Origin of the sequence: Bradyrhizobium sp. URHA0013 (genome assembly GCF_000518345.1) — a bacterium.
GTDB lineage: Bacteria > Pseudomonadota > Alphaproteobacteria > Rhizobiales > Xanthobacteraceae > Bradyrhizobium.
In genome coordinates, this window is the sequence record NZ_JADK01000003.1 from 625226 (window position 1) to 639702 (window position 14477).

Annotated in this window: 19 protein-coding genes and 1 tRNA gene; 8 read left to right on the top strand and 12 right to left on the bottom strand. The window is 64.0% G+C overall.

Annotation, left to right across the window (positions count from 1 at the left end):
• Positions 1-23 precede the first annotated feature (23 nt).
• The 5 genes from N551_RS0103115 (at position 24) to N551_RS0103135 (ending at position 3589) form a co-directional block, all read left to right on the top strand.
• Positions 24-1166: a helix-turn-helix transcriptional regulator gene (locus tag N551_RS0103115; protein ID WP_027565702.1), complete on the top strand. Its 1143-nt coding sequence runs from the start codon at positions 24-26 to the stop codon at positions 1164-1166.
• Positions 1167-1415: 249 nt separating this feature from the next.
• Entirely contained in the window at positions 1416-1961 is a 546-nt protein-coding gene (locus N551_RS0103120; protein ID WP_027565703.1) for a sigma-70 family RNA polymerase sigma factor, read from the top strand.
• A complete protein-coding gene (locus N551_RS0103125) occupies positions 1958-2605 on the top strand; it encodes a ChrR family anti-sigma-E factor (protein ID WP_027565704.1) in 648 nt (215 codons plus the stop codon). Before N551_RS0103120 ends, N551_RS0103125 begins: the two co-directional genes overlap by 4 nt.
• 79 nt (positions 2606-2684) lie before the next feature.
• Complete coding sequence (locus N551_RS0103130) at positions 2685-3266, top strand: RNA polymerase sigma factor (RefSeq protein WP_035961032.1); 582 nt, start codon at positions 2685-2687, stop codon at positions 3264-3266.
• 20 nt (positions 3267-3286) lie between these two features.
• Positions 3287-3589, top strand: a complete 303-nt coding sequence (locus tag N551_RS0103135) for a hypothetical protein (protein WP_027565706.1) — start codon at positions 3287-3289, stop codon at positions 3587-3589.
• 53 nt (positions 3590-3642) lie between these two features.
• On the opposite strand, the gene N551_RS0103140 is transcribed toward N551_RS0103135, so the two are convergent.
• From N551_RS0103140 to N551_RS35160, 3 genes are all read right to left on the bottom strand, one after another.
• Positions 3643-4143, bottom strand: a complete 501-nt coding sequence (locus N551_RS0103140; RefSeq protein WP_081747785.1) for a TspO/MBR family protein — start codon at positions 4141-4143, stop codon at positions 3643-3645.
• 2 nt (positions 4144-4145) lie between these two features.
• Entirely contained in the window at positions 4146-4547 is a 402-nt protein-coding gene (locus N551_RS0103145; RefSeq protein WP_027565708.1) for a DUF2177 family protein, read from the bottom strand.
• A 113-nt stretch (positions 4548-4660) separates the two neighbouring features.
• Positions 4661-5506 carry a DUF1295 domain-containing protein gene (locus N551_RS35160; protein WP_051462597.1) on the bottom strand — a complete coding sequence of 282 codons (846 nt, stop codon included), beginning with the start codon at positions 5504-5506 and terminating at the stop codon, positions 4661-4663.
• Between the two features lie 200 nt (positions 5507-5706).
• Between N551_RS35160 and N551_RS0103155 the strand changes: the two genes are divergently transcribed.
• The 3 genes from N551_RS0103155 to N551_RS0103165 are packed head-to-tail and all read left to right on the top strand — an operon-like array spanning position 5707 to position 9034.
• Positions 5707-7020: an NAD(P)/FAD-dependent oxidoreductase gene (locus N551_RS0103155; RefSeq protein WP_027565709.1), complete on the top strand. Its 1314-nt coding sequence runs from the start codon at positions 5707-5709 to the stop codon at positions 7018-7020.
• Between the two features lie 3 nt (positions 7021-7023).
• Complete coding sequence (locus N551_RS35165) at positions 7024-7806, top strand: DUF1365 domain-containing protein (protein ID WP_035961034.1); 783 nt, start codon at positions 7024-7026, stop codon at positions 7804-7806.
• Positions 7807-7816: 10 nt separating this feature from the next.
• Positions 7817-9034, top strand: coding sequence for a cyclopropane-fatty-acyl-phospholipid synthase family protein (locus tag N551_RS0103165; protein WP_027565710.1), 1218 nt, complete (start codon positions 7817-7819; stop codon positions 9032-9034).
• A 31-nt stretch (positions 9035-9065) separates the two neighbouring features.
• Here the strand turns inward: N551_RS0103165 and N551_RS0103170 are convergent, their stop codons facing one another.
• The 9 genes from N551_RS0103170 to N551_RS0103210 all read right to left on the bottom strand — a co-directional run bounded on the left by N551_RS0103170 (position 9066) and on the right by N551_RS0103210 (position 14461).
• Complete coding sequence (locus tag N551_RS0103170; RefSeq protein ID WP_027565711.1) at positions 9066-9314, bottom strand: hypothetical protein; 249 nt, start codon at positions 9312-9314, stop codon at positions 9066-9068.
• 168 nt (positions 9315-9482) lie between these two features.
• Positions 9483-9558, bottom strand: a tRNA-Phe gene (locus N551_RS0103175).
• Between the two features lie 185 nt (positions 9559-9743).
• The gene (gene yacG / locus N551_RS0103180; protein WP_027565712.1) at positions 9744-9926 is read right to left on the bottom strand and encodes a DNA gyrase inhibitor YacG; all 183 of its coding nucleotides are present in this window, start codon (positions 9924-9926) and stop codon (positions 9744-9746) included.
• Between the two features lie 155 nt (positions 9927-10081).
• On the bottom strand, positions 10082-10711 hold the full coding sequence (locus N551_RS0103185; RefSeq protein ID WP_027565713.1) for a Maf-like protein: 630 nt from the start codon (positions 10709-10711) through the stop codon (positions 10082-10084).
• A 156-nt stretch (positions 10712-10867) separates the two neighbouring features.
• Positions 10868-11335: a low molecular weight phosphatase family protein gene (locus N551_RS0103190; RefSeq protein WP_007615472.1), complete on the bottom strand. Its 468-nt coding sequence runs from the start codon at positions 11333-11335 to the stop codon at positions 10868-10870.
• A gap of 5 nt (positions 11336-11340) precedes the next feature.
• Positions 11341-11838 carry a UPF0262 family protein gene (locus tag N551_RS0103195; protein WP_018453111.1) on the bottom strand — a complete coding sequence of 166 codons (498 nt, stop codon included), beginning with the start codon at positions 11836-11838 and terminating at the stop codon, positions 11341-11343.
• Complete coding sequence (hisD, locus tag N551_RS0103200) at positions 11835-13130, bottom strand: histidinol dehydrogenase (protein ID WP_027565714.1); 1296 nt, start codon at positions 13128-13130, stop codon at positions 11835-11837. Before hisD ends, N551_RS0103195 begins: the two co-directional genes overlap by 4 nt.
• Before the next feature lie 152 nt (positions 13131-13282).
• Positions 13283-13720 carry a DUF2948 family protein gene (locus tag N551_RS0103205; protein ID WP_027565715.1) on the bottom strand — a complete coding sequence of 146 codons (438 nt, stop codon included), beginning with the start codon at positions 13718-13720 and terminating at the stop codon, positions 13283-13285.
• A gap of 81 nt (positions 13721-13801) precedes the next feature.
• Entirely contained in the window at positions 13802-14461 is a 660-nt protein-coding gene (locus tag N551_RS0103210) for an NAD(P)H-binding protein (protein WP_027565716.1), read from the bottom strand.
• Positions 14462-14477 lie beyond the last annotated feature (16 nt).

Here is a 14477-nt window from a genome sequence, read left to right on the forward strand (position 1 = left end):
GATTTTGAAGTGAGTGGTTTGGAATGCAGCAGGCTTCGGTCGAGAAGTTCTCGGACCTCATCGGCGCGGTCTACGATTGTGTGATCGCGCCTGAACGCTGGACCGCCGTTCTGGATGAGATTTGCGCCGAGTTCGGCTTTGCCACCGGCGCGCTCTCGGTCGCCAGCCTCACCAACATGAAGGCCGTCGTCAACGCGGTGTCCGGGTCCGACCTGGCCCAGATGGCCCAGAACGGGGTCGGCTACGGCCCCGATATCATCGAGCTCTGGGGCGGCGCCGAGCGCATTCAGCAATACCCGCTCGGCGAGCCGATCGTTCAATCCCAGGCGGTCCGGCCGGACGTCATTTCCAGCAACCGCTATTATCGCGAATGGGCCCTGCCCAAGGGCTTGTTCGACGCCGTTGCCGTCGGCCTCGTACGCGACAGGACGATGGTTGGAAATGCGATATTCAGCCAGCATGAGTCGGCAGGCCGCATTGACGATGCGCAGGTCGACGGATTGCGCCTTCTGGCGCCTCACATCCGCCGCGCCGTGACGATCAGCAATCTGTTCGACATGAAGACGGTGGAAGCCAACACATTCGCCGCGACGGTGGAGGCCCTGACGGTCGGCGTCGTCCTGGCCGACGAGGATTCGAACATCGTTCACACCAACGCCGCAGCCGCGGCGATGCTTGCGGCCGGCGATCCGATCGTGGCAAGGCATGGCCGGATCGCGGTTCAATCCGCGGCGACCACGGCCGCATTGCAATCAGCCGTCGCGCAGGCGGCAAAGGACGAGGCGACGCTCGGGCAAAAAGGCATCGGCATCCCGATCCCGCGCCAAGGCGATGACCCTCTCGTCATCCACGTTCTGCCGCTGCGACGCAGCCACACGCGATCCGGTCTGATCCAGAGCGCCGCTGCCGCCGTGTTCGTGACGTCCGCCTCCGGGCCGCCGCGATTGCCTCACGATGCGCTCAACCAGCTCTATGACCTGACGCCGGCCGAGATTCGCATCTTCGAGCTCATCTGCGAGGGACACACGCGAGACGCGATCTCGGCCTTGCTCGGCGTTTCCGTCAGCACTGTGAAGAGCCATCTCATTCACGTCTTCGAAAAGACGGGCTGCCGGCGCCAGGTCGATCTGGTCAGGCTCGCGAAATCGCTGACGTTCCCGGTGTAAGGCGCGGGGGCGAGACGGCGCACGGTCGGCCGGACCTGGGCGCGGACGGCCCCGGAACCTGTCGGAATGACCATTCCGCGGTGATCCAAGGCCAGTCCTCGTTCGTTCCCAGACCCACAGGTCGCTTGTCGAGGCGCTATGATCGCTGCTATCCGAGCTTTAGATGCGCCATTCCGGGCGAAGGCTGGTTTTCCCCGGAGGATCGAAGCGCGGCTGTCGACTGGCGCGAACAAAGGGCCGAACACAAAGGTGGATTGGGCTGATCTGATCGGACGCGTCGCCTCGGCCGGAGACCGGGAGGCCTTCAAGCGCCTGTTCGAGCATTTCGCGCCGCGCATCAAGGGACTGATGCTGAAGGCCGGGTGCAGTTCGGACGAGGCGGAGGAGATTGCTCAAAATACCCTGATCGCCGTCTGGCGGAAGGCAGGCCAGTTCGATCCTACGACGGCCGGGGCAGCGGCATGGATATTCACCATCGCGCGCAATTTGCGCATCGATTTGTTCCGCAGCAGAGCGCGGGCAGACCGCCTGCGGGGCACCTCTGAGCTTCCCGAGACGCCGGATCCTGCGGAACCCGCGGACGCCGTTATGTCCCGCGTGCAGGACGCGGCGCGGATCAATTCGGCCGTCAGGCAGCTCTCGATGGAGCAATCCATGGTGGTGAGATTGTCGTTCATCGAGGAGAGGCCGCACCCGGAAATCGCGAGCCTGCTCGGCATTCCGCTCGGAACGGTGAAGTCGCGGATCAGGCTGGCGATGAACCGCCTGAGAGACATATTGGACGAAGAAGCATGACGATCAGCCATCATCCACCGGAAGATCTTCTGGCCGACTTTGCGGCCGGCAGGTTGGAAGAAGCCCATCAATTGGTGGTGGGGGTGCACGTTGCGGGTTGCGCTCGGTGCGGCCGTTTCGCGCAGGCCATCGAGCAACTTGGCGGCTTGGCTCTTGAAGATGTCGAGCCGGTGCCGGTCGCATCGGATGCGTTCGAGCAGGTGATGTCGCGCATTCACGACGCTCCTGAAGAGCGAGCGGCGCGGACTTCCGAGGCCGCTCGCGGCAGCGAGCAGGATATTCCGGCGGCGCTGCGAAACTACCGCATCGGCAAGCGCAGGCGCATCGCTCCGGGTCTGAGCATGCGACCGATCGAGTTGTCCGGATCGGGCACGGCGCGGGCATTTCTGCTTCGCTCCGCGCCGGGGACGCGCATGCTCGAACACACGCACACCGGAACCGAATTGACCCTCGTGCTCGAGGGCAGCTTCAGCCACCAGGGCGGCCGGTTTGGTCCGGGTGATTTCGACTATGGCGACGACGAGATCGACCATCGGCCTTTGGTGGGCGACGAGGGCCCATGTGTTTGCCTTGTCGCAATGACGGGCGACCTGCGCATGAACGGCCTGCTCGGCAGGCTGATCGGGCCATTCGTGCGGCTTTGATCCGCTCGCCTCCTTCTTCCGCCGGGTGATCCGAACGCCCGCCCGGAGCGTTTCGAAGGAAACGCAAGGGAGACAGGTCATGGCCGGCTTAAGCCTGACGCAGGCGCAGAGCGAAACATTGCCCGAATTGTTGGCATGCGTTTCGGCAGGCGACGCACAAGCCTTCGCAGCGCTGCACATGCTGACGCGGAGCAGGCTGCGCAGGACTGCGCTCGCCGTCGGAACTCCGCCCCACGACATCGAGGACATTCTTCAGGAAGCCTATCTGAAGATCTGGCGCAACGCGGGTCGGTTCGACGGCGACCGTGCTTCGGCGATGACCTGGATGTCCGCCATCGCGCGGAATACCGCCATCGACCATCTGCGGGTCAGAAGACTGCCGACTCACGAGCTGGACGAGGCGCTGCTGGTTCCAACAAGTGCTGATCAGCCGGCGATCGACGATTTCGACTACGCCCGCGCCGAACCGATCGCACGCAGCGTGCTGGCTCGTTTGCCGGAAGACCGCCGCAGGCTGGTGGCGCTGGCCTATCTCGAGGGTGAGAGCCGTGCGAGCTTGTCGCGGCGCTTCGGTGTGCCGGTCGGCACCATCAAGACCTGGTTGCACCGAACCCTTCTGGCGGTACGCAAGGACTGCCTTGCCGCATCGGCTGCAGCCTGAAGCAGGCAAGGAACCCGCGCGTGGCCGCAGAGATCATCGAATTCCCCATCCGTGGACACCAGGATCCGCTTGTGTCCTCCGTTGCGAGACTCGAGCAGATGGTGAGAGAGGTCGACGGTCTGGCGGCCAACCAGCCCGCGGAAGATCTCGATCATTTGCTCGCTGTCATGGAGCGCTTCGGCGATCGACTGGTCGATCTTGCGCACCTCGTGCTTGACGACGATGCCAAGCGGAGTGTCCAGATCGCATTCACATCGCTCTCCGACAAGATCGCGGCGACCAGAGAGGCCTTTGACGAGTGCGATGGAGCGACGGATCCCTGATTCGGCGCCACGCTCGTCCGTTCGACGCGTGAAGTCAGTTCTGCGCGCCGATCCTAATTGAGGCGGAGCAGCGAGATGTTCAGCAAGGTCGCAAAACCCACCCAGCCGGCGTAGGGAATGAAAAGCGCCGCTGCCAGCCGATCGTTCGCCCATTGACGCCAGACAAAGGCAAGGATCACAGCAAACAGCGCAACAATGACGCCGAGCGCCACGTCCATGCGATGAAGCGAAAAGAAAATGGGAGCCCATGCAAAATTCAAGATCATCTGCAGGCCCCATATTCTCATCGTCGTTCCGCGCGGCTCCGCCTCGAAGGTGCGGAATCCCGCCACGGCGATCATCAGGAACAGGGCCGTCCAGACCGGTGCGAACACCGCATCCGGCGGATTGAAAGATGGCTTGTTGAGCGCCGCGTACCACGCTCCCGGACGGTTCAGGACCCCGATCAGAATCCCCGCGGCAGGAACCAGAAACAGGAAACCGGCGCATCGGTACCATCTGCCGCGCTTACGGTCGCCATCGTGCCGCAGCGCCCCGTTGCGCGTCCCGTCCATGATCAATGCGCTATTTTTTGAGCGACGAGGAATCCGGTCCAGGCGCTGACACCGGCGAGGACGGATCCCCAGCCCACATCCGCAACAGTGAGTGCCGTCGACCAATTCCTCAGCGTGGCCTGGTTGGTCAGATCGTAGGTCGCATAGGTGAAGCAGCCCAGCATCACGCCGGACATGAAGGCACGCAGCGCGCCCCCATCCTGCTGAGCCGGCAGCACCGCGAACCAGATCAGGCCGACGGGATACGCCAGATAAAACACTGCAGCGGCGGCGAGGTCGGGCTGCGACCGCAACATGTCGCCCAGCACCGGCCGGTAAAGTCTCTCGACCATGGTCTTGAGCCAGATCATGTCGAGCGCAACGAAGGTCGCAGCCACCGACAGATATGTGAAAAGCAGGCTCATGTCCGGTCTCCCTCCGGTGTCGCAACCGGTTTAACAAAGGCATCGGCTGTAAACGACGTGAAGCCCTCGCTGGATCACGCGGCGCGGTCGTTCCGCCTTGCCGCACACCCCTGTCACGCCCTTGAACCAGATCGTGCGGCCGGAACTCCGATCATTCCGGCACCTTCTTGGGCGGGCCGTGGAAAGAAAGCGCTGGTGCGTGCCTGATAGTCCCGATACCGGCCGCCGCGGGATCGCAGCATCTGGACTTCTAGCGGGGGTATTCCGGTCACGTGCACGAGTATCCAGTACATGATCGCCGGCGCGATCAGGCTCGCCCAGCCCCATGCGTAGCCCGGCGACAGCGCGATCATCGGATAGGCGAGCCATCCGAGCCATTCGAAGAAATAATTCGGATGACGCGACCAGCGCCAAAGCCCGATGTTGCAGACCAGGCCCGCGTTTGCCTTGTTGCGCTTGAAGCTTCGCAATTGCTCGTCGGCGATCGCCTCGCCTGCGACGGCCGCAAGCATGATGGCGGCGCCCGCATAGTCCTGAACGCCCAGGGCGGCCCGTGGAGCGTGTGCAGCCAGGAAGACCGCGAATGGCAGCGGCACCGAGGCGAAGGCCTGCGACTGCAGGAAAGCAAACATGCGAAGCGGCGCCTGTGAGCCCCATTCCTGCGCATAGCTTGCATAGCGCGGATCGTCGATACCCGCCGCGGCGCGCCGGGCGATATGCGTCCCGAGCCTCACCGACCAAAGCAGCACGAGCCCGCCTACGAGCATCTGACGCACTTGCAGAGCCTCGCCGAATGGCAAAAGGGCCGCCACCGCCCCAACCAGGCCGACGGAATAGGTCCAGATCGTATCGACCCACCCGGAATTGCCGGTTCGCTGCTGAACGATCCAGGCCAGCCCCATCAACAGCGAAAGCGCAAGCGCGATGCCGGCGACGATCAGTATTTGCAGGAAATCCATGCCTCACCATACCCAAACTCGGATCCTTACGTCCGTCCCGTGCCCCGGTTTCGCGGGTGATCCACGCTGTCCGCTGGAACGTTTCCTCAAGCGCGGGTGGACAGGTCAGATATTGGAGCTGTCCTGAGCCGGGCGGCGGACGACATTGGCCCGAAACCGGATGTTCCGGCCGTCGCTGGTGGTATTGGGGGCGATAAAGCATGCGTTTGGCGGTGATCGGGACGGGAATTGCCGGCAATGCCGCCGCGTGGCTCCTGTCCGAACGTCATGCCGTGACCGTCTACGAGCGCGAATTGCGACCGGGCGGACACAGTCATACAGTGCGCGTTGACTACGATGGCGAAGAGATCGACGTCGACATCGGCTTCATCGTGTTCAACGAGCCGAACTACCCGGAATTGACGTCTCTGTTCGCGCACCTGGGTGTAAAGACCGAGGAGACATGCATGAGCTTCGCGATGTCGGCCGACCATGGCCGATTCGAGTGGCGGGGCGGCGGCGAGACCTTCCTGCAGGTCGCCTCCGGCCTGTTTGCCCAGCCGCGTAACCTCTTCTCCCCGTCGTATTTTCGCATGCTGGCCGAGGTCCGGCGCTTCAACAAGGAAAGCGTCTCCGACTTGCGGGCTGGCCGGCTCCAGAACCTCACACTCGGCGAATATCTGCGCAAGCAAGCGTTCAGCCCGCGCCTGTTCAGCGATTATCTGGGACCGATGGGGGCCGCCATCTGGTCGTCGCCCTCGGCCGAGATCCTCGCCTTTCCCGCGGAAAACTTCATCGCCTTTTTCGACAATCACCGGCTGTTGCATCTGGATCGGCCGTTCTGGCGGACCGTCCAGGGCGGCAGCCGGCGCTATGTCGAGAAGCTCACCGCCAGGTTCAAGGCAGGCATCCGGCTCGGCTGCGCGGTCACATCAATCCATCGCACAGAGCACGGCGTAACGATCGGCGACAGTCACGGCCATCGGGAATCCTACGACGCTGTCGTGATGGCCTGTCACAGCGATCAGGCCCTGGCGATGCTGTCGGATGCCGACCCACGCGAGAGATCCATTCTCGGCGCGATCCGTTACGCTCCAAACACGGCCTATCTGCACCGCGACATCAATCTTATGCCGAAACGCCGCAATGCATGGGCATCCTGGAACTTCTTGCGCTGGCAACGCGAAACGCCTGCCCAGAACGACGTCGCCGTGACCTACTGGATGAACCGGCTGCAGGGCATCGACGACAGCAAGCCGCTGTTCGTCAGCCTCAATCCCCCTTGCGAGCCGGCGCCTCATCTCACTTTCGGCAAGTTCACATTCTCGCATCCACAATATGACGCGGGCGCGTTCGCCGCGCAGAGGAATCTCCCCGAAATCCAGGGACGCCGCCGCACCTGGTTTTGCGGCGCGTGGACTGGCTACGGATTCCATGAGGACGGCTTGCGCTCCGGCATCGCCGTCGCCGAGGCACTTGGCAGTGCAGTGCCGTGGCGGCAGTCCGGCGCGTTGCTGGCGCAGGCTGCTGAGTAGAACATGTCGCAACCGGGTGCCCCAGAACGAACGGCGACGTCATCTGCGGCCGCGCTCTACCTGGGCAGGGTGATGCACGCCCGCATGCGACCCGTGCGCCACAGGTTCGCTTACCGGGTCATGAACCTGCTCATCGACCTCGACCGGCTTGATGAAGCGGATCGCCAGTCTCGCCTGTTCGGCATCAATCGCGCGTCGGTCTTCAGCTTCCACGAATCCGATCACGGCAAGCGTGACGGCGCATCCTTGAGCAACCATGTGCGACGCCTGGCCGAACAACGCGATATCGATCTGTCGGGCGGGCGCATCCTCCTTTTGTGCTATCCGCGGCTCTTCGGCTACGTATTCAATCCGCTTTCGATCTACTTCTGCTATGGCAGCTGCGGCAATCTTGCGCTGCTGATCTACGAAGTCCGCAACACTTTTGGCGAAATCCATTCCTACATCCTTCCGGTGGAGGACGCTGCTGCCGGCGGTGCCATACGACAATGTCAGGCGAAGGAGTTCTACGTCTCGCCATTCATGGAGATGCACACGAAGTATCGCTTCAGCATTGCCCCGCCCGGACAGCAAGTGAAGGTCAGAATCGTGCAGACCGATGAGCACGGTGCGATATTTACGGCCGCATTCTCCGGGCAACGTCGCCCGCTGACCAGCCGCTCGCTGTTGGCGACGCTCGTCGCGCTGCCACTTCTCACCTTCAAGGTCGTCGCGGCCATCCATTGGGAAGCGATCCGGCTTTGGCTGAAAAATGTTCCTTACGTTCCCCGTCCGAACCAACGCTGAATGTGAAGCCATGGACCTCGCAGCCACTCACCAGACTGCTCGTTTCGATGACGTTCCCTTGCTCGCGCGGCTCGCGCTGCGGCTCGCTTCGCGGCTCAAGCTCGGCACCGTGGATGTTCGCCTTCCCGACGGCAGAACGGTGGTGTTGCGGGGAACGCATCCGGGGCCGTCGGCGACCATCGAGCTCAACAGCTACGCCTTCGCGCGAAGCCTGGTCCTGGGCGGCGATATCGGCATGGCCGAGGCTTACATTCGAGGCGATTGGAGCACACCGGATCTCTCCCAGCTGCTTTACGTGTTCTGTCTGAACGACGATCTCGTCGACAGCGCCTTCGCCGGCAATGCACTGGTCCGGCTTTGCCGGCGCGCGCTGCATCGGTTGCGCCGAAACACGCGACTGGGATCGCGGCTGAATATCCACGCCCATTATGATCTCGGCAACGCTTTCTTTGCGGCCTGGCTCGATCCGAGCATGACCTACTCGTCGGCATTGTTCTCGCCCGATGCGACCGACCTGCTCGCCGCTCAACGGCACAAATACGAACAGCTGGCGAAGGCGATCGAGCTGCGGCCCGGCCATACCCTGCTCGAGATCGGGTGCGGCTGGGGCGGCTTCGCCGAATATGCCGCCAAGACTTGCGGCGTCAAGGTCTTGGCGCTCACCATCAGCAAGGAGCAGCACGCTTTCGCCAGCCGGCGAATCCACGAGGCCGGGCTCGGCGACAACGTCGAAATCCGGTTGCAGGATTACCGCGATCAGGACGGACAGTTCGACCGTATCGCCTCGATCGAGATGATCGAGGCGGTCGGCGAGCCGTTCTGGCCGACATACTTCAATCAACTGCATCAACGGCTCAAGCCGGGCGGTCTTGCCGGCATCCAGGCGATCACCGTCCGCGACGAGCTCTTTGACAGCTACCGGCGGCGCGTGGACTTCATCCAGAGATACATCTTTCCGGGCGGGATGCTGCCTTCGCCGAATGTCCTGCGCTCGCTCGGCGAACGCGTGCAGATGCCTCTGATCCGCGAACGGGTCTTTGGACAGGACTACGCCAAGACGCTCGCGGTCTGGCGAACGAGCTTCGGCCATGCTTGGACGGACCTGACCTCACTCGGGTTCGACGAGCCGTTCCGACGGCTGTGGGAATATTATTTGTGCTACTGCGAGGCAGGTTTCAGGGCCGAAAAGATCGACGTCCGTCAGCTGGTATTCGCGCGCCGAAGCTGACGTCGCTGACGTTTCCGATGTGAACGAACCCTCAAGCCGCTTCCGACGCTGATCGCGCACGCTGCTCGAGCACGCCGATCGTCGAGACCAAATTGTCGCGTCGCGCGCGAAGATTGAGCGCAAGAAGCGGGTATGTCGGCTGAAGCGGGTCAAACACCCCTGCTCTCGCCTCTTCCTCGAGAATGTCGGTGTTGATGAGCCGAACGCGCCACCACAAATCGGCGACCAACGCATCGAGCCGGAGTTCGCCGGCAGCACCAGAACGGGACATGTCTTGCATCACTTGCCTCAACCTGAAACGGCCTCTCTTCCGAGGCCAGACTTTGGTCCTGGCTGAGCAAGCAGAGTGCCAGCAACGGGCGGGCGAGATCTGGCTCCGGAATGGATTGCCGCGCGAGCCGGCTGGTCAAGGCTTGGCGCTAGGGAAGTGTTGCCCGTGGAGAGCGAATGGTGCCCAGGGGCGGAATCGAACCACCGACACTGCGATTTTCAGTCGCATGCTCTACCAACTGAGCTACCTGGGCGTGCTCCAAAGAGGGGCCAAAGCCCATCGAGCGGGCGGTTTATAGTGGGCCGAAGGCTGCCTGTCCACCCGGCTTCGCCAAGTGGCTTCGCCGGGCGCGGCCCGGCTGTGCACAAGGCGGCACGTGGCTCGGAGGCAACGCCGCGTGGCGGTGCATCGACAATTTAAATACTTGATAGAACAGGGCTATTCTTCCCCATCTGCCTCGTCATCCCGGCCTGGAATGACATAGGAGCCTTTCAGCCAGCGGTTCAGATCGACGTCGCGGCAGCGCGGGGAGCAGAACGGGCGGGTGGCCTCGGACTGCGGCTTGCCGCAGATCGGGCAGGTTTTGAGGGAGCTTGCGGGCTTTTTCACCGGGTCGTCCATGAGGTGCTCAGCTTACACATGCGAGCCAGTTCAAGAGCCTGTCGCCAAAGGGGTTCCTCCGGCGAAGGCGCAGGCGTCCCGGCCAGATCTCCGCGGGGCAATTCTACTGTGCATGGGGTTGTTTTCGAGATTTTTTGCAGGAGCGGCTTGTCGGCTCAGATGGCGGTGGCGTTGAGCCAGCCGAAGCGGATCGGGAAACCTTCGCCGCCAAGCAGCGTGGTGGTCTCGTAGAGCGGCAGGCCGACCACGTTGGTGTAGGACCCCACCATCTTGACCACGAACGACCCGGCGATGCCCTGCACGGCGTAGCCGCCGGCTTTGCCGCGCCATTCGCCGGAGCCGATATAGGCCTGGATGTCGTCTTCCGAGAGGCGCTTGAAGCGGACGCGGGTCTCGACCAGGCGCTGGCGGAAGGCCTCGCGCGGCGTCACCAGAGTGATGGCGGTGTAGACGCGGTGGTTGCGGCCCGACAGCAGCCGCAGGCACTGCGCGGCCTCGTCGACGAGATTGGCCTTGGGCAGGATGCGGCGGCCGACCGCCACCACCGTGTCGGCGGAGAGGATGAAGGCGCCGCGCAGCTCGTCGTCGAGTTGCACCGATTTGAGTGCCGCATCCGCCTTGGCCCGCGCCAGCCGATTGGCGCAGGCGCGCGGCAGCTCGCCCCGCTTCGGCGTCTCGTCGACGTCGGCGGGCCGGAGCGCGTCCGGCTCGATGCCGGCCTGGTTGAGCAGCGACAGGCGCCGCGGCGAACCGGAGGCGAGAACGAATTTGGGGCGGCCGAGCATCAGGTGATTTGGGGAATGAAGCAGGGGGTGAATTGCGCGCGGAACCTATCGGACGGGGGCTGATTTCACAACCCGGGAACCCGGACTTTACTGATTCGACGGGTACAGGATGCGTGTGCCCGCAGTCTGTGACGCGGGTGTTACGGGCGCCGAATGCTAGCCGTTCGCCGCGCCCACCTTCGAAAATCGCCGGCGGATGCGCAGCAGGAGCTGGTCGCAGACGTCGCGATAGGCAGCCAACTTCTGGTCGCGGCTGCCTTCCATGGTGGTGGGATCCTGCGTCGGCCAGTATTCGACGTCGGCGGCGAGCGTGCGGGTCAGCTCCAGCGCCTTGTGGTGCGCCTCCGGCGAGAGCGTGATGATCAGGTCGAAATTCAGCCCCTCCCAGTCCTCCAGCTCCTCGAAGGTCTGCGGCTTGTGGGTGGAGATGTCCTGGCCGAGCTCGGCCATCACGGACACCGCGAACGGATCGAGCTCGCCGCGCCTGGCACCGGCCGACTTCACGTAGAGGCCCTGCGGAAACATGTGCCGCAGCAGGCTCTCCGCCATCGGCGAGCGCACGCTGTTCATGGCGCAGGCGAACAGCACCGATTGCGGATCGCGTGCGCGTGGCGGACCCGCCATCGCGCTTAACCCTTCCAGTGCAGGACAGTAATGAGCGTGAACAGCCGGCGCGAGGTCTCGAAATCGACCCGCACCTTGCCCTTCAGCCGCTCCTGCAGCGTACGCGATCCCTCGTCATGAATGCCGCGGCGGCCCATGTCGATGGCCTCGATCTTGTCCGGCGTCGCCGTGCGGATCGCCTGGTAGTAGCTGTCGCAGATCATGAAATAGTCCTTCACGATCCGTCGGAACGGCGTCAGCGACAACAGATGCGCGACCACGGGCGTGCCGTCCTCGCGGCGGATGTCGAACATCAGCCGGCTGCCGGTGATGCCGATATGCAGCGTGAACGGCCCCTTCCCGTCGGCGCCCTCCGGCGCGAACAAATTCTGCTCGATCAAATCGTAGATCGCGATCGCGCGCTCATGCTCGATGTCGGGCCCGGAACGGCCGATCGAGTCCTCGTCGAGCGTGACGCCGACGATGCGATTGGTCGAGTCGTCCTGTTCGGGCGGCTGGGTCATGACAAATTGAGGCGCAATCCAATCGAGCGCGAATGGGCATCTAGCCCCTCCGCCTTACCGAGAATCATCGCGGCCGGACCCAGCGCACGCAGCTGATCCGGGCCGCATTTCAGGATCGAAGTGCGCTTGAGGAAATCGTGCACCGAAAGACCCGACGAGAATCGTGCCGAGCGCGCCGTCGGCAGCACATGGTTGGAGCCGCCGACATAGTCGCCGATCGCCTCCGGTGTATGCGGCCCGAGGAACACGGCGCCGGCGTTGCGGATCCTTGCGGCGAGCGCGTCGGGATCTTGCGCCATGATCTCGAGATGCTCGGCGGCAATCGCATCCGCGAGCGGAATGGCGTCGTTGAGGTTCTTCACCATGATGATGGCGCCGAAATCGGCCCACGAGGCGCTGGCAATCGCGGCGCGCGGCAGCGTCTTCAACTGCGCCTCGACGGCCTTTTCGACATCGGCGGCAAGGCGCGCCGAATCGGTGATCAGGATCGACTGCGCGCTGGTGTCGTGCTCGGCCTGGGCCAGCAGATCGGCGGCAATCCAGTCGGCATTGCCAGTGTCATCGGCGATGACAAGCACCTCGGAGGGACCGGCGATCATGTCGATGCCGACCTTGCCGAACACCAGCCGCTTTGCCGCGGCGACATAGGCGTTGCCGGGTCCGACGATCTTGACGACAGGCGCGATCGTCGCGGTGCCATGTGCGAGCGCGGCAATCGCCTGCGCGCCGCCGACGCGATAGATCTCGGTGACGCCGCCAAGCTTTGCCGCCGCCAGCACCAGCGGATTGAGCTTGCCGTCGGGCGAGGGCACCACCATGACGAGACGCGCCACGCCCGCGACCTTTGCCGGCACCGCATTCATCAGCACCGAGGACGGATAGGCCGCGGTGCCGCCGGGCACGTAGAGGCCGGCGGATTCGATCGCGGTGTAGCGCCAGCCGAGCTCGACGCCGAGCTGATCGGTGAAGCGCTCGTCCTTCGGCAGTTGGCGGCTGTGATAGGTCTCGATGCGATCGCGCGCGAGCTTGAGCGCATCCAGCGTCGCGGCATCGCAGGCTTTCACCGCGGCCTCGATCTCGGCGGCCGTGACGCGCAGGCCGGATGCATCGAGCGTCAACCGGTCGAACTTTGCCGTGGCCTCGAGCAGGGCGGCATCGCCCCGCTTCGCCACGTCGTCGACGATAGCGCGCGCGGCGGCCTCGACGTCGGCCGAGGCCTCGCGCTTGGCGGCGAGGAAGGCCCCGAATCGCTGGTCAAAATCGGCGCTGCTGCGGTCGAGACGAACGGGCATCTTGGGTTCTAACTGGTTTTTGGGGGCGCGGTTTGGCTCACCAGGCCCCTGCTCAATGGCGCGGCGGGGAAGCTGCGTCAACCCTTGGGCCGGGCCGTTCCCCTCCGGCGTCATCCTGGCAACAGCGGAATGCGTGGCCTTGGCATGCCACCTCACCCCTCCCCTTCAGCCTCCAACCCCGTCCCCAGCTGATCCGCTCCCAGATCAGTCAGCTCGCATTCCAGGCATTCGACGTCGAGGCGGATGGCGCCGCCTTGGGCAAACAGGAGCAGCGCGCTCCCGCCGGGGGCGTCCTGGCCGTGGAATTCGATGCCGACGAGGTCCATGATCGTGTCCGGCGCGTCGAGGTCGATGTTGCGCGACTTGCAGGCGAGCACGCGGTCGAAACGGAGGGCGGCCACTAGCCTGCGCGGCTCGGCATCGCCGTCCAGCGTCTGCTCCCAGTCCAACCGGCTCATGCCGACAACCAGCCGCTTTTCGCTTTGCCGCCAGATGATGTCCGAGGGCTGCACGCGGGCGTCCTGGACGTGGGCCGAGATCACGGAGAGGTCGTCGGCGTCGAGTGCGATCAGTTTGAGCTGGGGAGACATCGACGGCGCTTTCTGCTTCGGGCGGACGGGGCTCAACGCGGGCGGCCGACGAAATTTCCCTAGAACTAACGCCCCACCGGACTAGAGGCTATTGATATCCTCCATCTCCAGCACCTTTCGCGGATACCCCTCCCGCGCAACCCGGATCATGGCGCGGCCGATCTGCTCGGTCGAGGTGACGAGCCGCGGCGAGAGTCGGCGCAGCACCGACCACAGTGGCCAGGTTGCCGCATACACGGCCTGCACCCACGCGGTCTTGGAGCAAGCACCGTGGAGCGGTTGGATCGCACCGGGCCGGAACATGTAGGCCGCCTTGAACGGAAGCTTGAGCAGATCGTTCTCGGTCTTGCCCTTGATCCGCGCCCACATTCGCGAACCCCGCTCGGTGGAATCGGTGCCGGCGCCCGTGACATAGACGAATGTCATCTGTGGATTGAGCCGGGCCAGCACGGTCGCCGCTGCGAGCGTGAGGTCATAGGTGAGTTGACGGTAGCGCTCCTCGCTCATGCCGATCGAGGAGACGCCGAGGCAGAAGAAGCATGCGTCCAAGCCGGTGAGCTGCGTTTCGATCGCCGAGTAGTCCATGAAATCGCCGTGCGTGATCTCGGTGAGCTTGGCGTTGCGCACGCCGGTCGGGCTGCGGCCGACCACGAGCACGCGGCCGATGCCGGCATCGACCAGGCATTCGCGCAAGACGCCCTGCCCGACCATGCCGGTCGCGCCGAAGATGATGATCTGCATCGGGACCTCCCCGACA